We start from the raw sequence: 18,635 nt of genomic DNA, 5'->3' as shown, positions 1-18,635 counted from the left end.
GGCCGGGGCGCCCGCACCGCCCCGGCCCACCCCCCCGTACCCGAAGGAGCACCCGCATGCACCGCCCCGCCCCGTCCCGCAGAGGCTTCCTCCTGGCGACCGCCGGCGCGGGCGCCGCCCTCGGCCTCGCGGCCGCCGGCCCGGCCGCCGCCGGCACCCGACCGCACCCGCACCCGCGGCCTTTCGGCCGGTACGGCTCACCGGCCGCCCGCCGCACCCCCAGGACCCTGTACGTCGACCCGCACGGCCGCGGCGACTTCACCTCCGTCCAGGCCGCCGTCGACGCCGCCGAGGGCGACGGCTGGACACTCGTCCTCGCCCCCGGCACCTACCGCGAGACGGTCTCCGTCGACACCGGGCGCACCGGGGCCACCTGGCTCGGCGCCTCCGGGGACCCGCGCGACGTCGTCATCGTGTACGACAACGCGGCCGGCACCCCCAAGCCGGACGGCTCCGGCACCTACGGCACCAGCGGATCGGCCACCACCACCTTGCGCGCCGACGGCTTCACCGCCCGCGCGATCACCTTCGCCAACGACTGGCTGCGCTCCGACCAGCCCGACTGGACCGGCACCCAGGCGGTCGCCGTCAAGGTCATGGGGGACCGGTCCGCCTTCCACGACTGCCGCTTCCTCGGCCACCAGGACACCCTCTACGCCGACACCCGCGACCTCGGCCTCTTCGCCCGCCAGTACTACGAGCGCTGCTACGTCGAGGGCGACGTCGACTTCGTCTTCGGCCGGGCGACCGCGGTGTACGAGCAGTGCCACTTCCGCACCCTGGTCCGCCCCGACCTCGACGCGGCCCCCTACGGCTTCGTGTTCGCGCCGTCCACGGCGGGCGCCAACCCGCGCGGCTACCTGGTGATCCGCGGCCGCGTCAGCAGCGAGGCCCCCGACGGCTACTACAAGCTGGCCCGTCCCTGGGTGCCCAGCTCCGACACCACCGCCCGCCCGATGCTCACCGTGCGCGAGACCCACCTCGGCGCGGGCATCGACGCGGTGGCGCCGTACGCCGACATGCGGGACGCCTACCCCTGGCAGGAGCAGCGGTTCCGCGAGTACCGCAACACCGGCCCCGGCGCCGCGGCCACCGTCCCGGAGAACCGGCCCCAGCTCACCCGGGCCGAGGCCGCCGCGCACACCCGGGAGGCGTACCTCGGCGACTGGCGGCCGTACGGCCGGCGGCGCTGACCGGCGGCGTCGACCGGCCCGCCGCGTCCGGCACTTGACCTGCTTGACGCGATTTTTGCCAGATACGGGGGCGCGGATCCGGCCACGGGTCTCGCGCCCGCCGGGGTGACGCGCGTAGAAACCTGTGTCATGCATAAACCACTGCGCATCGCGACCGTCACCGCCGCCTGTGCCGTCGCCGGTGCCGTCCTGTACGGCACGGGCGCCGCCACCGCCGGCCAGTCGACGGCCAACTCCACCCACGAGCCGTACAACATCGGGGTGCTGGCCAAGGACATCGACGCCTACTACGGCACCACGCTCGACGCCGACGGCGTCTACCAGGCTTCCCCGGACAGCCCGTACGCCGCGGACCTGGCCCGCCTCGACGCCGACGCGAAGAAGCAGATCGACCGGGCGGCCCGCGCGGCGCACCACCGGCACACCAGGCCCGCGGTCGTCTTCGACATCGACGACACGCTGCTGCTCAGCCTCGACTACGAGAAGAAGAACAACTACGGCTACGACGGCGCCACCTGGGCCGCCTACGTCGACCGCGCCGACCGCCCGGCGGTCCCCGGCAGCCCCGAACTCGCCCGGTACGCCCAGAAGAAGGGCGTCGAGGTCTTCTACAACTCCGGCCTGGGCGAGGCGCAGCGCGCCGCCGCCGTCGAGAACCTGAGGAAGGCCGGCGCCGACGTGAACCTCGACACCGGCCACGTGTTCCTGAAGGACAAGGCGAACCCGCCGTCCTACCTGGCCCACTGCGCCACCCCGGGCACCTGGAAGTGCACCACCGTGCAGTACAAGGCGGGCACCCGCCGGCACATCGAGCGGGACCTCGGGTACGACATCGTCGCCAACTTCGGCGACCAGTACTCCGACCTCCAGGGCGGCTACGCGGACCGGACGTACAAGCTGCCCAACCCGACGTACTTCGTCGAATAGCGGGACGCCCGCTCAGCCGCCCGGGGTGAAGCCGCCCCGGACCGTGCGGGTACCGGACGCCGCGGTGGCGGTCGCCGAGTAGCGGTCGCCGCCCGCGTCCCGGCCACCGCGTTCGTGGTTGTACTGGCCCGCGAACACCCACTCGCCGGCCGGGACGGTGCGGCCCGGCCGGAGCGCCCACCGGTAGACGAGGAAGCCGTCCCGCTCGTCGAGGGTGAACGTGAAGTCGCCCTCCGGCAGTGACCGCCAGGCCCCGGTGGAGGTCACCGAGCCGGTCTGCGCCACCCGCAGTTCGACGGTGAGCGCGGTGAGGGGGGTGGTCGTGCCCAGCGTGATGTTGCTCTGCGCCCAGAACTCGTTGCTGTGCGGGTCCACCGCGCCGCTCGACCACAGCGGGCCGGGCTCCCGCGACCCGGGCGAGGCGGCGGCCGGACGCTGCGCGGGAGGGGCCTCCGGTGCCGTCGAGGCCACGGTGTAGCCGCCGGCCACCAGGACGCCCGCCACCGCCGCCGTCGCCCCGGCCACCCGCACCCAGCCCGGCAGCCGCGGACGGGCCGGCCCGCGGACTCGGGCCGCCATGCCGCGCTCCACCCGGGCCAGGATCCGGCTCCGGTCGGGCCGGTGCGCCCCGCCCGCCTCGCGCAGCCGTGCACGCAGCTGCTCGTCCGCCTCCCGCCGCGGTCCGGTCATCGGGTCCCTCCCGTGGCGCCACCGCTGCGTGCGATCGCCGCCCGTACCTGCCGAGGGGCACGGGGAGCCGCCCGGGTGCCGAGCAACCGCTGGAGTTCGGCCACCCCCTTCGACGTCTGGCTCTTGACCGTGCCCACCGAGACGCCCAGGGCGAGCGCCGTGTCCTTCTCGGAGAGGTCGAAGGCGTGCCGCAGCACCACGCACGCCCGCTTGCGGAACGGCAGCCGGCGCAGCGCCTCCTGCACATCCACCACGCCCGCGACGTCCGGGTTCTCGCTCCGCTCCTCGCGCTGCGACCAGAACAGGGCGACGCGTCTGCGCTCGCGCACGGCGGTGCGGACGCGGGTGCGGGCGAGGTTGGCGACGACACCGCGCGCGTACGCCACCGGGTGGTCGGCCGCGCGAACCCGGTCCCAGCGGTGCCACAGGGCCAGCAGAGCGTCCGCCGCGAGGTCGTCGGCGGCGTCCGGCTCGCCCGTCAGCAGGTGGGCGAGCCGGGCCAGTTCGGCGTAGTGGCGTTCGAAGAAGGCGTGGAACTCCGCGGAGGCGGCGGCGTCGACGGCTGTCCTCACGACGGACTCTCCTCGCAGCGGCTTCCCCGGTGCCGAACACCGTACGGCAGACCGAACCCGCGGGGGAGGGCCGACTTCGGCCGAGGGGCCGCCTCAGCCCTTGAGCGCCGCCTCCATCATCGCCTTGGCCACCGGGGCCGCCAGGCCGTTGCCGCTGACCTCGCTGCGGGCCGCGTCGGACTGCTCGACGATGACCGCCACCGCGACCTCCTTGTCCGACGAGTCGGACTTGGCGTAGGAGGTGAACCAGGCGTACGGCGTCTTGCTGTTGTTCTCGCCGTGCTGGGCCGTGCCCGTCTTGCCGCCCACCGTCGCCCCGGCGATCTGCGCGTTGGAGCCCGTGCCCTTCTCGACGACGGTCCGCATGGCCGACCGCAGCTGCTCGGCGGTGGCGGAGCTGACGATCCGCTTCGAGCCGGCGTCGGTGTGGTCCTCCAGCGCGTCGCCGCCGCTGTCGGTGACCTGCGACACCATGTGCGGGGAGACCAGCTCGCCGCCGTTCGCCAGGGCGGCCGAGACCATCGCCATCTGGAGCGGGGTCGCCGTCACGTCGAACTGGCCGATGCCCGTCAGGGCCGTCGACGAGCGGTTCATGTCCTTCGGGTACACGCTGGTGTAGGCGCGTACCGGCACGTCCTGCGTCTCGTCGTTGAAGCCGAACTTCTCGGCCATGGCACGCAGCTCGTCCTGGCCGAGGTCGACGGCCATCTTCGCGAAGACGTTGTTGCACGAGTACTGCAGCGCGGTGCGGATCGTGGCGTTCTCGCAGGGCGCGTCCGGGTTCTCGTTGCTGAGGTCCCTCGTGGTGCCCGGCAGGGTGTACGGATCGGGGCTGTCCGTCCTCTCGTCCACCGAGCCGTACAGCCCGTCCTCCAGCGCGGCGGCCGCCACGACCAGCTTGAACGTCGAGCCCGGCGGCAGCGGCTGGCGCAGCGCGCGGTTGGTCAGCGGCTTGTCCGGGTCGCCGGTGAGCTTCTTCCAGGCCTCACCCGCGGTGTTCGCGTCGGTGAGCGACGTCGGGTCGTACGAGGGGGTCGAGACGACCGAGAGGATCCTGCCCGTCTTCGGGTCGATCGCCACGGCGGCACCCTTCGTGTCGCCCAGCGCCTCGAACCCGGCCTTCTGCACGGCCGGGTCGATCGTCGTCACCACGTTGCCCGGCTCGGCCCGGGTGCCGGTGACCGTGTCCATCACGGTCCTCAGCCGCGGATCGGTGCCGTTGAGCACGTCCTGGTAGATGCCCTCCAGCTGGGTCGGCGCGTACGCCTGCGAGGCGTAGCCCGTCACCGCCGCGTACAGCTTCCCGTTCTCGTACGTGCGCTTGTAGGCGAGGTCGCCGCCCTCCGTCGGCGCCGAGCCGGTGACCGACCGGCCGGCCACGATGATGTTCCCCAGCGGCTCCGCGTACGTCTCGATCGCGCCCCGCCGGTTGTCCTTGCTGTCCGCGAGCGCCCGGCCCTCGTAGAACTGCACCCAGGTCGCCCTGATCAGCAGAGCGAACACCAGGAGCAGCGTGAAGACCGAGGCACGCCTGATCGTCTTGTTCATCCCGTTCATCCCGCTGACAGGACGAACGGGCGGGGGGCGGTCGTTCCCGAGTGCCCCGTTTTCTCATCTTTCTCATGCTTCTCAGCGCCCGTTCATGCGTCGCGGACGCGGGAGTCGTTCTCGGCGCGTCAATCCGCGAGGTGCAGGACGACCTCGTCGATCTCCTCGCCGCGGGCCGACGCGAACCCCCGCGCCCGCGCACTGGTCACGAAGCCGCACTTCTCCAGCACGCGGCGCGACCCCGCGTTGTCGGCCGCCGCACGCGCGTACAGCGGGCGGTCCCGTACCTCGGCGAGCAGGGCGCGCAGGGCGGCCGTGGCCACGCCCTGCCCCCAGTAGGCCCGGTCCACCCAGTACGTCACCTCGCGCTCGCCCGGATCCCCGTACACCGCCGCGCTGCCGACGACGTCACCGTCGCCGAGGATGGTCCGCACCACGTCGCGGGAGGCCCGGATCTTCCTCCAGTGGGTCGCGAACGCCTCCCAGTCGGCAGGGTCCTTCGGGGTGAAGGCCGCCATGCGCAGGGCCTCCGGATCGTTCATCTGCCGGAAGAAGACGGGCAGATCGCTGTCGTGGACCTCGCGCAGTGCGATGTGCATGGGTCAGAGCCTACGCGTCGCCAGTGTCAGCCGGTCCCGCGCGTCGAACAGCGCGTCCTTCACCATCTGTTCGTGCGCGGGCGTCAGCCGCGCCACCGGCACCGAGCAGCTGATCGCGTCCCGCGCGGGGGTGCGGTAGGGGACCGCCACGCCGAAGCAGCGCAGCCCCAGCGTGTTCTCCTCGCGGTCCACGGCGAAGCCCTGCTCCCGCACCTGGTGCAGCTCCTCGATGAGCTTCTCCCGGTCGGTGATGGTGTGTTCGGTCAGCGCCGGGAGCGTCTCCGGGAGCATCTTGCGCACCTGCTCGTCGCTGTACGTGCTCAGCAGCGCCTTGCCCAGCGAGGTCGAGTGCGCGGGCAGCCTGCGGCCGACCCGGGTGAAGGGCCGCAGGTAGTGCTGGGACTGGCGGGTGGCCAGGTAGACCACGTTGGTGCCGTCCAGGCGCGCGAGGTGGATGGTCTCCGTCGTGTCGTCGGAGAGCCGGTCCAGCGTCGGCCGGGCCGCCGCGACCACCTCGTCGCCGTCGATGTACGAGGTGCCGACCAGCAGCGCCCGCACCCCGATGCCGTACCGCGTGCCCGTGGCGTCCGTCTCCACCCAGCCCAGCTCCACCAGCGTGCGCAGCAGCATGTACAGACTGGACTTGGGATAACCGACGGCCTCCTGGACCGACGCGAGGGAGTGCATTCCGGGGCGTCCGGCGAAGTACTCGAGCAGCTCAACCGTCCGCACCGCGGACTTGACCTGCGCTCCGCCCCCCGTCTCGACAGCCGACATCGCCCTTGACCCCTTCGTTCGACGAGAAGCTGAAGATATAGTCTCGAACAGCATATTCATCAGTAGAGACAGCGTTCAGTATATCGAACGACTCTTGTGCCGAGCACGTGGAGGGACCCGCGGTGGCAGCAGCACCAGTCTGGAGTGTCGACCCCCGTACCGGGAAGCAGCGTGAACAGGTCGCGGTAGAAGCCACGGCCCAGGAGGTGGACGCCGCCGTCCGCGCCGCGCACGCCGCCCGGGACGCCCTCGCGGACCGCACCGTCCGCGCGGCCTTCCTGCGCGGCGCCGCCGACGAGCTGAAGGCGGCCGAGGGCACCCTGGTCGAGGTGGCCGACGCGGAGACCGCGCTCGGTCCGGTCCGGCTCACCGGTGAACTCGCCCGCACCTGCTACCAGCTGCGGGCCTTCGCCGACATCGTCGACGAGGGCGAGTTCCTCGGCGTGGTCGTCAACCACCCCGACGACACCGCCACCCCGCCCGTCCCGGACCTGCGCCGCTACAAGGTGCCGCTCGGCGTCGTCGCCGTCTACTCGGCCTCCAACTTCCCCTTCGCCTTCTCCGTCCCCGGCGGCGACACCGCCAGCGCCCTCGCGGCCGGCTGCCCGGTCGTCGTCAAGGCCCACCCCGACCACCCGGCCCTGTCCGAGCTGGTCGCCAAGGTGCTGCGCCGGGCCGCGGCCCGGCACGGCATCCCGGACGGGGTCCTCGGCCTGGTGCACGGCTTCGAGGCGGGCGTCGAGCTGATCAAGCACCCGCTGGTCGCGGCGGCGGGCTTCACCGGCTCGGTCCGCGGCGGTCGCGCGCTGTTCGACGCGGCGGCGGCGCGTCCGGTGCCGATCCCCTTCCACGGCGAGCTGGGCTCGCTGAACCCGGTCGTCGTCACGGAGGCGGCGGCCACCGAGCGGGCGGAGGCGATCGGCGCGGGGCTGGCCGGGTCGATGACGCTGGGCGTCGGGCAGTTCTGCGTCAAGCCCGGCCTGGTGCTCGTGCCGGCGGGCGACGCCGGTGACGGCCTGGTGAAGTCCCTCACCGACGCGGTCAGCGCCACCGACGCCGGTGTGCTCCTCGACCACCGCATGCGGGACAACTTCGTCGTTGGCGTCGCCGAGCGCGCCGCGCTGCCCGACGTGGACTCCCCGGTGACGCCGGGCGCGGGCGGCGAGCACACCGTCAGCCCCGGGTTCCTCACGGTGCCGGCGGCGCGGCTGGCTGCGGAGGGCGAGCACGATCTGCTCCTGGAGGAGTGCTTCGGGCCGGTCACGGTGGTGGCCCGCTACCAGGACGAGGCGGAGGTGCGGGGGGTGCTGTCCCGCCTGCCCGGGAACCTCACGGCGACCGTGCAGCTCTCCGCCGAGGAGGCGGCGGGCGAGGGTGCCGCGGCGGCCCTCCTCGCCGAGGTCACGCCGCTGGCGGGGCGGGTGCTGGTGAACGGCTGGCCCACGGGGGTCGCGGTGGCCGCGGCTCAGCAGCACGGGGGGCCCTACCCGGCGACCACCTCGACGTCCACGTCGGTGGGGGGTACCGCCATCGAGCGGTGGCTGCGGCCGGTGGCCTATCAGGGGGTGCCTGAGGCGTTGCTGCCGGTGGAGCTGCGGGATGAGAATCCGCTGGGACTGCCCCGGCGGTTCAACGGGGTGCTCGAGCGGTAGCGCCGTGGGGCGCGGGGTTGTGTGCGGTCCGACGCGCCGTTGTGGCTTGTCGCGCAGTTCCCCGCGCCCCTGGGGTACCCGCCCCGGGCCTGCGATGATCAGGTCATGACTCTTGAACTTCCCGAACTGCCGTTTCCCCTGCGCCCGTACGGACCCGAAGGGCACTGGTCCTACGCCGACGGTGTGCTCACCGGGGTCGCCGGGGCCCGGCAGGACCGCTTCGTGCCGCCCACCGGGGAATCGCTGGAGTCCGTGTCCGACGCGCCGCGGCTGCTGGGGGCGCCCGACGGGGACTTCCAGCTGATCGCCCGCGTGTCCGTCGGGTTCCGCGGCGCCTTCGACGCCGGGGTGCTCTACGTGCACGTGGGGGAGCGGACCTGGGCCAAGCTGTGTCTGGAGTACTCCCCGGACGTGCCCACCGTCTGCACGGTGGTCACCCGGGGGCACTCGGACGACTGCAACTCCTTCACCGTGGAGGGGGACTCCGTCTGGCTCCGGGTCAGCCGGAGCGGACGGGCCTTCGCCTTCCACGCCTCCCTCGACGGGAAGCACTGGACCTTCGTACGGCTCTTCACGCTCGGCGACGAGCGGGAGACCGGTGCCGCCCTGGTCGGCTTCCTGGCCCAGGCGCCGACGGGGGAGGGCTGCACGGTGACGTACGACCACCTGGAGTTCCGGCCGACCTGGCCGGCGGACCTGCGGGACGGCAGCTGACGGGGGAATGGGACCCGCTGCTTGAACGTTCACGTATGGGGCGGAGAGGGCCTCCGCAGCCGTACGACCTGGAGAAGAGCCGAGACATGCGCGTCGAGATCTGGAGCGACATCGCCTGCCCCTGGTGCTACGTGGGCAAGGCCCGCTTCGAGAAGGCGCTCGCGGCCTTCCCGCACCGGGACGGCGTCGAGGTGGTCCACCGTTCCTTCGAACTGGACCCCGGGCGGGCCAAGGACGACGTGCAGCCGGTGCTGACGATGCTCACCGCCAAGTACGGCATGAGCCAGGCGCAGGCGCAGGCCGGTGAGGACGGCCTGGGGGCCCAGGCCGCCGCCGAGGGCCTGGACTACCGCACCCGGGACCGCGACCACGGCAGCACCTTCGACATGCACCGCCTGCTGCACCTCGCCAAGGAACGGGGCCGGCACGAGGCGCTCCTGGACGCCTTCTACCGGGGCAACTTCGCCGAGGAGCGCTCCGTGTTCAACGACGACGAGCGGCTCGTGGAGCTGGCCGTCGGCGCGGGGCTCGACGCGGACGAGGTCCGCGCGGTGCTCGCCGACCCCGCCGCCTACGCCGACGAGGTGCGCGCCGACGAGCGCGAGGCCGCCCAGCTCGGGGCGACCGGGGTGCCGTTCTTCGTGCTCGACCGCGCCTACGGCGTCTCGGGCGCCCAGCCCGCCGAGGTCTTCACCCAGGCGCTGACCCAGGCGTGGGGCGAGCGCACGCCGCTGAAGCTGATCGACGAAGGGGGCGCGCAGGCCTGCGGTCCCGACGGGTGCGCGGTGCCGCACGAGTGAAGGGCCGGCCGAAGGCCCAGGTGAGGGGCCGTGCATAAGCGATGCTTGGAGAAACCGCGTAGAAATACGCAATGGACGGAGAGGTCCCCGGGCAGCACAGTGGTGCCATGGAGAGCTTCGAGAACCTCGTCCGCACCGAGTTCGCCCCGAAGACCACGTACCTGAACACCGCCAGCACCGGCCTGCTGCCCGCCCGGACCCTCGTGGCCATGCGGGACGCGGCGGCCGCCGCGGCGGAAGGGCAGCCGCTCGACATGTTCGCCGACGTCGAGGCGTCCCGGGCCGCGTACGCCCGCCTCGTGGGGGTGCCCGCCACCCGGGTCGCGGCCGGCGCGTCCGTCGCCACGTTCAGCGGACTCGTCGCCGCGTCGCTGCCCGCGGGCGCCGAAGTCCTCACCGCGGAGGCCGACTTCAGCTCCCTGGTGAACCCGCTGTACACGCGCGGCGACCTGAAGGTGCGCAGCGTCCCGCTGGAGCGGCTCGCCGAGTCGGTGGGGCCGGACACCGCGCTCGTCGCGGTCAGCTCAGTGCAGTCCGCCGACGGGCGGCTCGCCGACCTCGCCGCGCTGCGGGACGCCGCCCGGGCACACGGGGCGCGGACGCTGATCGACGCCTCCCAGGCGAACGGCTGGCTGCCGACGGCCGCGGACGACTTCGACTTCGTGGCCGCCGTCGCCTACAAGTGGGTCCTGTGCCCGCGCGGCGTCGCCTTCCTCGTCGTACCGGAGGACCTGGGGGCGGCGGCCGGGCTGACGCCGCTGTTCGCCGGGTGGGCGTCCGGCGAACACCCCTGGGACAGCTGCTACGGCCCCGTCGAGGAACTCGCCCACTCCGCCAGGCGGTTCGACGAGAGCCCCGCCCTGTTCTCGTACACCGGCGCCCGGCACTCCCTGGCCCTGATCGAGGAGCTGGGCGTCGACGCCGTGCACGCCCACGACACCGCTCTCGCCGACCGGTTCCGCGCGGGGGTGCGCTCGCTGGGCCACGAGCCGGTGGACGCGCCTGGCTCGGCGATCGTGTCCGTGCCGGGTCTCGGCCACCGGCAGGGCGAACTGGGCCGGGCCGGTGTGCAGGTCTCCGACCGGGCGGGCAACCTCCGGGCCGCCTTCCACCTGTACAACACGGAAGCCGACGTGGACCGGCTGCTCGACGTGCTGGCGGGCTGACCCGGCAGGTCCGGGAGGCAGGAAGCAGGAAGCAGGAAGCAAAAATATCGGGCAGGGGCCTCCCGTCCCACACGAAAAGGCCCCTGCCCGAGTCTCAGAAGCGGGTCACCGCACCGGAGTGAAGTCCCGCGCGCCGATGAACTCCGGCCGCCGGATCGGGGCCGCGAACGGCTCCACGGCCGTGTTCTCCACGCTGTTGAACACGATGAACACGTTGCTGCGCGGGAACGGCGTGATGTTGTCGCCCGAGCCGTGCATGCAGTTGCAGTCGAACCAGGTGGCCGAGCCGGCCTTGCCGGTGAACAGCTTGATGCCGTACTCGGAGGCCATCTTCGTCAGCGCCTCGTCGGACGGGGTCCCCGCGTCCTGCATCTGCAGGGACTTCTTGTAGTTGTCCTTCGGCGTGGCCCCCGCGCACCCGAGGAACGTCTTGTGCGACCCCGGCATGATCATCAGGCCGCCGTTGGTGTCGTAGTTCTCGGTGAGCGCGATCGAGACCGAGATCGTCCGCATGTTGGGCAGGCCGTCCTCGGCGTGCCAGGTCTCGAAGTCCGAGTGCCAGTAGAAGCCGCTGGCGCCGAAGCCCGGCTTGACGTTGATCCGCGACTGGTGGACGTAGACGTCCGAGCCGAGGATCTGCCGCGCCCGCCCGACCACGCGCTCGTCGCGCACCAGCTTGGCGAAGACCTCACTGATCTTGTGCACCTCGAAGACCGACCGGATCTCCTTGGACTGCGGCTCCACGATCGAGCGCTCGTCCGCGCGGATGGCCGGGTCGGTGGTGAGCCGCTCCAGCTCCCGCTGGTACTCGGCGACCTCGTCCGGCGCGATCAGCTGGTCGATGGCGAGGAAGCCGTCGCGGTCCAGCGCCTGGAGGTCACCGGCCGACACGGGACCGGGCGTGTCCGGGGAGCCCCAGACCACCGGGTCCTGCCGGGGAGTCGCCACCTCGGTGGCGCCGCGGGTGGGATAGAGATCAGTGACGTTCGTGGTCGTGGTGGTCACGGTGACTCACACCTCCTCGGTGAGCAGCGGGTAGACGCCGTTCTCGTCGTGATCCTCCCGTCCGGTCACGGGCGGGTTGAAGACACAGATGCAGTGGAAGTCCTCCTTGACCTTGAGCGTGTGCCGCTCGTGGCCGTTGAGGAGGTACATCGTGCCCGGCGTGATGTGGTACGTCTTCCCCGTCTCGCGGTCGGTCAACTCGGCGTCGCCCTTGGTGCAGACGACGGCCTCGATGTGGTTGGCGTACCACATCGACGTCTCCGTACCCGCGTAGAGGATCGTCTCGTGCAGGGAGAAGCCGACCTTCTCCTTGGCGAGGACGATCCGGGTGCTCTCCCAGGTGCCGGACGCGCTCTTCACGTGCCGGTCGGTGCCTTCGAACTCCTTGAACGAACGGACGATCACGGTATTGCGATGCCTCCTAGATGAAGGATGTGCAGGGGCCCCGGCGTCCCCGGCCGCGCGGGCCGAAGACGCCGGGAGTCATGGGGTGGTGCCCGGCGGTCCCGCCGTGGGACGGTCGCGCCGGACAGGGGTCACGCGGTCTCGCGCACGGCCCGGGCCAGGGTCTTCATGCCCTCGTCCAGCTCGTCGGGCGTGATGGTGAGCGCCGGAAGCAGCTTGACGACCTCGCTCTCGGGGCCGGACGTCTCGATGAGCAGCCCCAGCTCGAAGGCGCGCTTGGCGACCCGGCCCGCGCGGGCCTTGTCGTGGAACTCCAGGCCCCAGACCAGACCGCGGCCCCGGTACTCCTTGATGTCGGCGAGGTTCTCCTCGGTGATGGCGATCATGTGCTGCTCGACCTGCTCGCCGCGCCCCCGGGTCTGCTTCTCCATCGCCGACCCGTCGGCCCAGTACGCCTCCAGCGTCGCGGTCGCCGTGACGAAGGCCGGGTTGTTGCCGCGGAAGGTGCCGTTGTGCTCGCCCGGCTCCCAGACGTCCAGCTCCGGCTTGAACAGGCACAGCGACATGGGCAGGCCGTAGCCGCTGATCGACTTGGAGACGGTGACGATGTCCGGCGTGATGCCCGCCTCCTCGAAGGAGAAGAAGGCGCCGGTGCGGCCGCAGCCCATCTGGATGTCGTCGACGATGAGCAGCATGTCCTGGCGCTCGCACAGGTCGGCCAGGGCGCGCAGCCACTCGGCCCGGGCGACGTTGATGCCGCCCTCGCCCTGCACGGTCTCGACGATCACGGCGGCCGGCTTGTTCAGGCCGGAGCCCTGGTCCTCCAGCAGCCGCTCGAACCAGATGAAGTCCTCGACGGTGCCGTCGAAGTAGTTGTCGAACGGCATGGGCGTGCCGTGCACCAGCGGGATGCCGGCACCGGCCCGCTTGAACGCGTTGCCGGTCACCGCGAGGGAGCCCAGCGACATGCCGTGGAAGGCGTTGGTGAAGGACACGATCGACTCGCGGCCCTTGACCTTGCGCGCCAGCTTGAGCGCGGACTCGACCGCGTTGGTGCCCGTCGGGCCCGGGAACATGACCTTGTACGGCAGGTCGCGGGGGCGCAGGATGATGTTCTGGAACGTCTCCAGGAAGCGGCGCTTGGCGGTCGTCGACATGTCCAGCCCGTGCGTGACGCCGTCCCGCTCCAGGTAGTCGATCAGCGCGCGTTTCAGGACGGCGTTGTTGTGCCCGTAGTTGAGCGAGCCCGCTCCGGCGAAGAAGTCGAGGTACTCGTGGCCGTCCTCGTCGTACATGCGGCTGCCGACCGCACGGTCGAAGACGGTGGGCCAGCCGCGGCAGTAGCTGCGCACCTCGGACTCGACGGTCTCGAAGACGCTGAGGTCGGGCTGGGTGATGGTCACGACGAATCGCTCCTCGTGGGGTGAGGGTGGGAGAGGAAGGTCGTACGGATCCAGGGACCGGTGCGGTCCGCCGGGAAGTCTCTGGGGCCGGACTGGCACGGGGTGCCGGGCCGTCCGGACGGCCGGTCAGCCGGTGGCGGACAGGGGACCTATGCGGTACAGCACCTCGGGCTCGTGCGGTCCGTCGGGGAACACGTCCGTGTCGAACAGCACCTCGCGCTCCAGCCGGGCACCGCGGCGCTCGGCGAACGAGGTGAACAGCCGCTGGGAGGCGGTGTTGTCGGGGGAGATGGTGGTCTCCAGGGTGGTCAGCCCGCGTTCCGCGACGGTCCGCTCGGCCAGCCCGTCGAGCAGGGAGGCGGCGAGCCGGCGCCCGCGATACGCCTCGTCCACCGCCACCTGCCACACGAGCAGTGTGTCCGGACGGTCCGGCCGTACGTATCCGGTGACGAAGCCGACCGGCTCACCGCTCTCGTCGCGGGCGACGGCCGACGTGGCGGCGAAGTCCCGGCACCAGAGCAGATAGCTGTAGGAGGAGTTGAGGTCCAGGACCTTGGAATCCCTCGCTATCCGCCACAGGGCGGCGCCGTCGGCCACTCTCGGACGATCGATTTGCAGGTCTGCTTGCGCGGCAGTCATGCAAATTGAATTTACCCAGCGAAATTCGAAATTGCATCGCCGCATGGGGTTACGAATGGCCGCCTCGTGTGTTATCACGCGTGCGCGTGCTTCCGCGCGAGACGGCGGCGGTATGGGGTATTTTGCCGGGGATGTAAGCCGCAAAGCGGACAGCATGTGGATCGGGTCACAATCACGTAACCCGTGCGAGACGTGTCCGAAATGTGAAGGTCGGCCGTCGTGAAATCTTTGTGTTTAGGTCCGAGGAAAGCGGGCAGGAGAATACGGGAAGCTGTGCTGAGTGGAATTCTTTAATTCTGCTTGCGTGACTATCGGGAATTCCCTGTGATTCACCCTTGTGAAAGACCGGTTCCGGACGGGCGCCCCCACGCCCGCTCGACTGCCCGCCGGGCGGCCTCCGGGTCCGCCTTCACACCCCGCTCGGCCAGCGCGGCACCCAGTGCCGCCAGGCAGCCCTGCACGGCCCCGCGCGTCGCGTCCGGACCGTAGTGGTTGACCCGGATCATCTCGCCCGCCAGCGCGCCGCCGCCCGCGGCCAGCGGCAGCGCCGGGTCGGACTCCAGGGCCCGGGCCACCAGCGCGGACGCGTCGACGTCCGACGGCGTGCGCAGCGTCGTCGCGACCGGCGCCGCGTCGCCGGCCTCGTGCACGTACGGCTCCAGGCCGCCCAGGGCGAGCGCGCCGGCCCGGGTGGCCGCCGCGGCGGACGCGTGCCGCGCCATCACCGTCTCGGGGCCCTCCGCCTCGATGCGCTCGACGCAGGCCTCCAGCGCGAGCATCTCCAACTGCGCCGGGGCGTGCAGCAGAGCCTTGCGCCCGCCGTCGATCCAGCGCTCCTTCCAGTCCAGGAGCGAGAGGTACGACCGCCGCGGCGCGTGCGGGTTCGCCGCCATCCGCGCCCAGGCCCGCTCGCTCACCGACACCGCCGAGACCCCGGCCGGGCCGCCCATCGCCTTCTGGGCGCCGATCACGCACAGGTCCACGCCCCACGCGTCCGGCAGCACCGGCTCGGCGCCCACGGAGGCCACCGCGTCCAGGTAGAAGAGCGCGCCGTGCGCCCGCACCACCTCGCCGATCTCCGCGACCGGGTTGGTGTTGCCGGTCGCCGCCTCGGCGTGCACGAGGGACACGAAGTCGATCTCCGGGTGCTCGGCCAGGGCCCCGCGGACCTGATCGGCGGAGACGGCCGTGTGGAACGGCACGGCGAGGTCGTGCACGGTGGCGCCGCAGTCCCGCAGCCAGTTGCCGAAGGTCTGCCCGTACGGCCCCGTGATGACGTTCAGCGCGACGGTGCCGGGGCCCGCGGCGGCGCGGATCGCGCCCTCCAGCGGCAGCAGTGCCTCGCCCTGCATGACCACCACGTCCTGCCCGGTGCCGAGCAGGCGCGCGACCCGGTCCTCGATCGCGGCGAAACGTCCGGCGCTCAGCGGGGGGAGGTCCAGGAAGGGATGGGTCACGGCGGTGCTCTCTTCGGTAACGGCGGGTGTGCGGCGCGGGTACACGGCGTACGGAGTCGAGAGTAACCATGGCGCCCGCCGGAACTCGCGCCGGAGTGCTTCCGTTGCGACACCCCCACGCCCGGAATCGTGGCTTCCGTCACAGCCGAGGCGGTCACCGCCTGATGGACTGGCCCCGTGTTCCTCGTACTCCTGCTGCTCGTCGTGGTCGCCGTGGTGTCCGCCGTCGGTCTGACCGGCCACGGCGCGAGCGTCCTCGCCGCCCGCCGCGCCCGGGGTCCGGGTGCCGGGCCGGGACTGCACGCCCTCGCCGCGTTCGCCGGTGCGGCCGCCCTCGCGGCGTACGCCTGGGGGCTGCTGCACGTGACCGGTGCCGTCATGGAGTCCGGCGGCGGCGCGAACTCCTCGCCGGCGCCGCCCTGCCGCATGCCCGGGTACGAGGAGCGCGCCCTGCACGTCATCGACCAGTCGGTGTCCTTCCTGCCCCTGGGCTTCGTCTGCGAGACCACCGGCGGCGGGGAATACACCAGCGACGACGTCCCCGGCTACGTCAACCCCGCCACCGCCGTCCTGGCGCTGACCGCCGTCGCGAGCGCCGTCGGGGCCGGGTACGCGACCGAGCTGCGCGCCCGTGCGGCAGCGCGCGGCGGGCGCCGGTGACCGGCCCCGGACGGGTGTGCGGGCACCGTTTAGGGTGCGGGGCATGAGCGATCGCGCGGTGCTGCACGTGAAGGGTCGGGTGCTCGTCGGACCGGAGGAGGTCCGGGACGAGGTGTGGGTGATCGACGGCCGGATCTCGTACGACCGCCCCACCGGCGCGGCCGACGTCCGCACTGTCGAGGGCTGGGCGCTGCCCGGCCTGGTCGACGCGCACTGCCACGTAGGCCTGGACCAGCACGGGGCGGTCCCCGAGGACGTCGCCGAGAAGCAGGCGCTGACCGACCGCGAGGCGGGCACCCTCCTCATCCGCGACGCGGGATCGCCCTCCGACACTCGCTGGATCGACGACCGCGAGGACCTCCCGAAGATCATCCGGGCCGGCCGGCACATCGCCCGCACCCGCCGCTACATCCGCAACTACGCCTGGGAGGTCGAGCCCGAGGACCTCGTCGCCTACGTCGCCCAGGAGGCCCGGCGCGGCGACGGCTGGGTGAAACTGGTCGGCGACTGGATCGACCGCGACCTCGGCGACCTGTCCGCCTGCTGGCCGCGCGGCGCCGTGGAGGCGGCCATCGCCGAGGCCCACCGCCTGGGCGCCCGCGTCACCGCGCACTGCTTCGCCGAGGACTCGCTGCGCGACCTGGTCGAGGCCGGCATCGACTGCGTCGAGCACGCCACGGGGCTCACGGACGACACGATCCCCCTCTTCGCCGAGCGGGGCGTCGCGATCGTGCCCACGCTCGTCAACATCGCCACCTTCCCCGCGCTGGCCGACGGCGGCGAGCCCCGGTTCCCGCGCTGGGCGGCCCATATGCGCCGGCTCCACGAACGCCGCTACGACACCGTGCGCAACGCCTACGACGCCGGAATCCCGGTCTTCGTCGGCACCGACGCGGGCGGTGCCCTCGCCCACGGGCTGGCCGGGGCCGAGGTCGCGGAGCTGGTCACCGCGGGCATCCCGCCCCTCGACGCGCTCGCCGCGACGACCTGGGCCGCCCGGCGCTGGCTCGGCCGTCCGGGCCTGGAGGAGGGCGCACCGGCGGACCTGGTGGTGTACGAGCAGGACCCGCGCGCGGACGTGCGCGTGCTCGCTGCTCCGCGCCGGGTGGTGCTCCGTGGGCGGGTCGTCGGTTAGCCGACGGGAGTGACGCCGGGGAACACCCGTGCGGGTAGACGCGGGGTGGATTCGAAAGGGTTCGCCAAAACCCCACGAAGGGGTGAAGTGCCCTGAGTTCGCTGACGGTTCGGTGAACGCGGGGACATTCTGTGCGGGTCCCAAGCACGTCGCTCATGCGTGCCCCGCACGCATGTCTCACTGGGGGTCCCACCACCTTGAACGGCAACACCTTCCGCATGCCCGCACGCCGTCTCGCCACCGTCGCGGCGGCCACGGCCCTGGCCGCGGGCCCCGCGACCCTGGCCGGCGCGGGTTCCGCCCACGCGACCGGCGACCACGGCCGCGCGAGCGCCACCGTGCTGCGCACCGGGCTCGACGTCTCCCTGCTCAACAAGACCGTGAACGTCCCGCTCGCGGTCACCCTGAACGAGGTGCAGGCACCCGGGAACGCCGAGAAGACCGCGCTCACCGCCCGGCTGGACGGCGTCGACGGCGGAAAGCCGTTCAGCGTCCTGCGCGCCGACGTCGCCGAGGCGAAGGCGACGGCCACCGCCGACAGGAGCCAGGGCTCCACCACGCTGGCCCGCGCCCGGCTCCACGTCCCCGGCCTGCCACTGCTGTCGGTGATCGAGGTCCAGGAGGTGACCTCCACGGCGACCTGCGAGGCCGGGAAGCAGCCGGTCGCCGACGCCGGCCTCCTCGGTCCGGTGACCGTCCTCGGCAAGAAGGTCACGCTGACCACCGGCGGTACGACGGACGTGAAGGTGCCCGGCGTCGGCGAGGTACGGCTCGACCTCTCGAAGGAGGAGACCACCTCCCGCACGGCCGCCGCCACCGCGCTCGAACTCAAGGTTTCCGTCAATCCCGGTGACCTGAACGTCGCCGAGGTCGACGGCACCGTCACCCTCGCCAAGGCGACCTGCGAGTCCCCGGCCGCCCCGCCGGCCGAGGCCGGGCAGCCCCCGGCGAAGGCCGACGAACCCCCGGCCGAGCAGGACGCCGAACCCGCGGCCGAACCCGCCGCGGACGTGCAGCCCCAGGGTGCCCGCACCGAGGCCGACCTGGCCGAGACCGGCGGCAACTCCGCGACCCCGTACGTCGCGACCGGAGCCGCGGCCCTGGTCCTGGCCGGCGGCGCCACACTGATCCTGGCCCGCCGCAGGCGAGGCTGACGGCGAGGGGGCCGTGCCGGGGGCCGGTGCCGGGGCCCCGGGCCTGTGACGGGGGTGCCTCGCCGGTCCCGGCCCGGTGCAGGTGACGCTGAGGCGGAGGGGGCCAGGCCGGCCGAGCCTCGGGCCGGTTGCGGCGAGG

General features: G+C 72.5%; 19 protein-coding genes. 9 read left to right on the top strand and 10 right to left on the bottom strand.

Annotated elements, in window-relative coordinates:
* Positions 1–56: 56 nt before the first annotated feature.
* Positions 57–1,193 (top strand): pectinesterase family protein, encoded by a 1,137-nt coding sequence (locus ACZ6IM_RS30545; RefSeq protein ID WP_469560841.1) that lies wholly within the window; start codon positions 57–59, stop codon positions 1,191–1,193.
* Positions 1,194–1,322: 129 nt separating this feature from the next.
* Entirely contained in the window at positions 1,323–2,120 is a 798-nt protein-coding gene (locus ACZ6IM_RS30540; protein ID WP_469560838.1) for an HAD family acid phosphatase, read from the top strand.
* Between the two features lie 12 nt (positions 2,121–2,132).
* Here the strand turns inward: ACZ6IM_RS30540 and ACZ6IM_RS30535 are convergent, their stop codons facing one another.
* The 5 genes from ACZ6IM_RS30535 to ACZ6IM_RS30515 form a co-directional block, all read right to left on the bottom strand.
* Positions 2,133–2,810, bottom strand: coding sequence for a hypothetical protein (locus ACZ6IM_RS30535; RefSeq protein ID WP_052841854.1), 678 nt, complete (start codon positions 2,808–2,810; stop codon positions 2,133–2,135).
* Complete coding sequence (locus ACZ6IM_RS30530) at positions 2,807–3,382, bottom strand: SigE family RNA polymerase sigma factor (RefSeq protein WP_469560834.1); 576 nt, start codon at positions 3,380–3,382, stop codon at positions 2,807–2,809. The genes ACZ6IM_RS30535 and ACZ6IM_RS30530 overlap by 4 nt, the downstream gene beginning before the upstream one ends.
* Positions 3,383–3,475: 93 nt before the next feature.
* Entirely contained in the window at positions 3,476–4,930 is a 1,455-nt protein-coding gene (locus ACZ6IM_RS30525) for a peptidoglycan D,D-transpeptidase FtsI family protein (protein ID WP_052841852.1), read from the bottom strand.
* A gap of 128 nt (positions 4,931–5,058) precedes the next feature.
* Entirely contained in the window at positions 5,059–5,529 is a 471-nt protein-coding gene (locus ACZ6IM_RS30520; RefSeq protein WP_469560831.1) for a GNAT family N-acetyltransferase, read from the bottom strand.
* A 3-nt stretch (positions 5,530–5,532) separates the two neighbouring features.
* Positions 5,533–6,306 carry an IclR family transcriptional regulator gene (locus ACZ6IM_RS30515; protein ID WP_052841850.1) on the bottom strand — a complete coding sequence of 258 codons (774 nt, stop codon included), beginning with the start codon at positions 6,304–6,306 and terminating at the stop codon, positions 5,533–5,535.
* Between the two features lie 122 nt (positions 6,307–6,428).
* On the opposite strand from ACZ6IM_RS30515, the gene ACZ6IM_RS30510 reads away from it, so the two are divergent.
* From ACZ6IM_RS30510 to ACZ6IM_RS30495, 4 genes are all read left to right on the top strand, one after another.
* Positions 6,429–7,958 (top strand): aldehyde dehydrogenase (NADP(+)), encoded by a 1,530-nt coding sequence (locus ACZ6IM_RS30510; protein ID WP_469560828.1) that lies wholly within the window; start codon positions 6,429–6,431, stop codon positions 7,956–7,958.
* Positions 7,959–8,063: 105 nt separating this feature from the next.
* Complete coding sequence (locus tag ACZ6IM_RS30505) at positions 8,064–8,672, top strand: DUF1349 domain-containing protein (protein ID WP_052841848.1); 609 nt, start codon at positions 8,064–8,066, stop codon at positions 8,670–8,672.
* Positions 8,673–8,758: 86 nt separating this feature from the next.
* Complete coding sequence (locus ACZ6IM_RS30500; RefSeq protein WP_052841847.1) at positions 8,759–9,472, top strand: DsbA family oxidoreductase; 714 nt, start codon at positions 8,759–8,761, stop codon at positions 9,470–9,472.
* A gap of 71 nt (positions 9,473–9,543) precedes the next feature.
* Positions 9,544–10,638 carry an aminotransferase class V-fold PLP-dependent enzyme gene (locus ACZ6IM_RS30495; protein ID WP_469560824.1) on the top strand — a complete coding sequence of 365 codons (1,095 nt, stop codon included), beginning with the start codon at positions 9,544–9,546 and terminating at the stop codon, positions 10,636–10,638.
* A gap of 105 nt (positions 10,639–10,743) precedes the next feature.
* On the opposite strand, the gene thpD is transcribed toward ACZ6IM_RS30495, so the two are convergent.
* From thpD to ACZ6IM_RS30470, 5 genes are all read right to left on the bottom strand, one after another.
* Positions 10,744–11,643, bottom strand: a complete 900-nt coding sequence (gene thpD / locus ACZ6IM_RS30490; protein WP_052841845.1) for an ectoine hydroxylase — start codon at positions 11,641–11,643, stop codon at positions 10,744–10,746.
* A gap of 6 nt (positions 11,644–11,649) precedes the next feature.
* Positions 11,650–12,048 carry an ectoine synthase gene (locus tag ACZ6IM_RS30485; protein ID WP_030184764.1) on the bottom strand — a complete coding sequence of 133 codons (399 nt, stop codon included), beginning with the start codon at positions 12,046–12,048 and terminating at the stop codon, positions 11,650–11,652.
* A 131-nt stretch (positions 12,049–12,179) separates the two neighbouring features.
* Entirely contained in the window at positions 12,180–13,451 is a 1,272-nt protein-coding gene (ectB, locus tag ACZ6IM_RS30480) for a diaminobutyrate--2-oxoglutarate transaminase (RefSeq protein ID WP_052841844.1), read from the bottom strand.
* Positions 13,452–13,577: 126 nt separating this feature from the next.
* Positions 13,578–14,090, bottom strand: coding sequence for a diaminobutyrate acetyltransferase (gene ectA / locus ACZ6IM_RS30475; RefSeq protein WP_052841843.1), 513 nt, complete (start codon positions 14,088–14,090; stop codon positions 13,578–13,580).
* Between the two features lie 329 nt (positions 14,091–14,419).
* Complete coding sequence (locus ACZ6IM_RS30470; protein ID WP_469560820.1) at positions 14,420–15,547, bottom strand: pyridoxal-phosphate-dependent aminotransferase family protein; 1,128 nt, start codon at positions 15,545–15,547, stop codon at positions 14,420–14,422.
* 177 nt (positions 15,548–15,724) lie between these two features.
* Here ACZ6IM_RS30470 and ACZ6IM_RS30465 point away from each other — a divergent pair, with 177 nt between their 5' ends.
* From ACZ6IM_RS30465 to ACZ6IM_RS30455, 3 genes are all read left to right on the top strand, one after another.
* Positions 15,725–16,207: a hypothetical protein gene (locus ACZ6IM_RS30465; RefSeq protein ID WP_469560817.1), complete on the top strand. Its 483-nt coding sequence runs from the start codon at positions 15,725–15,727 to the stop codon at positions 16,205–16,207.
* 43 nt (positions 16,208–16,250) lie between these two features.
* On the top strand, positions 16,251–17,342 hold the full coding sequence (locus ACZ6IM_RS30460) for an amidohydrolase family protein (protein ID WP_052841840.1): 1,092 nt from the start codon (positions 16,251–16,253) through the stop codon (positions 17,340–17,342).
* Positions 17,343–17,539: 197 nt separating this feature from the next.
* Complete coding sequence (locus tag ACZ6IM_RS30455) at positions 17,540–18,496, top strand: SCO1860 family LAETG-anchored protein (protein ID WP_052841839.1); 957 nt, start codon at positions 17,540–17,542, stop codon at positions 18,494–18,496.
* The last annotated feature ends 139 nt before the right edge of the window (positions 18,497–18,635 follow it).

The organism is Streptomyces sp. NPDC042336, assembly GCF_055581985.1.
Note: the sequence above shows the minus strand (reverse complement) of the source record. Positions and strands in the feature narration are given on the sequence as shown.

Coding starts and splice junctions, on each gene's coding strand:
- ACZ6IM_RS30545 (WP_469560841.1), top strand. CDS start 57: ATGCACCGCCCCGCCCCGTCCCGCAGAGGCTTCCTCCTGGCGACCGCC.
- ACZ6IM_RS30540 (WP_469560838.1), top strand. CDS start 1,323: ATGCATAAACCACTGCGCATCGCGACCGTCACCGCCGCCTGTGCCGTC.
- ACZ6IM_RS30535 (WP_052841854.1), bottom strand. CDS start 2,810: ATGACCGGACCGCGGCGGGAGGCGGACGAGCAGCTGCGTGCACGGCTG.
- ACZ6IM_RS30525 (WP_052841852.1), bottom strand. CDS start 4,930: ATGAACAAGACGATCAGGCGTGCCTCGGTCTTCACGCTGCTCCTGGTG.
- ACZ6IM_RS30520 (WP_469560831.1), bottom strand. CDS start 5,529: ATGCACATCGCACTGCGCGAGGTCCACGACAGCGATCTGCCCGTCTTC.
- ACZ6IM_RS30515 (WP_052841850.1), bottom strand. CDS start 6,306: ATGTCGGCTGTCGAGACGGGGGGCGGAGCGCAGGTCAAGTCCGCGGTG.
- ACZ6IM_RS30505 (WP_052841848.1), top strand. CDS start 8,064: ATGACTCTTGAACTTCCCGAACTGCCGTTTCCCCTGCGCCCGTACGGA.
- ACZ6IM_RS30500 (WP_052841847.1), top strand. CDS start 8,759: ATGCGCGTCGAGATCTGGAGCGACATCGCCTGCCCCTGGTGCTACGTG.
- ACZ6IM_RS30495 (WP_469560824.1), top strand. CDS start 9,544: ATGGACGGAGAGGTCCCCGGGCAGCACAGTGGTGCCATGGAGAGCTTC.
- ectA (WP_052841843.1), bottom strand. CDS start 14,090: ATGACTGCCGCGCAAGCAGACCTGCAAATCGATCGTCCGAGAGTGGCC.
- ACZ6IM_RS30460 (WP_052841840.1), top strand. CDS start 16,251: ATGAGCGATCGCGCGGTGCTGCACGTGAAGGGTCGGGTGCTCGTCGGA.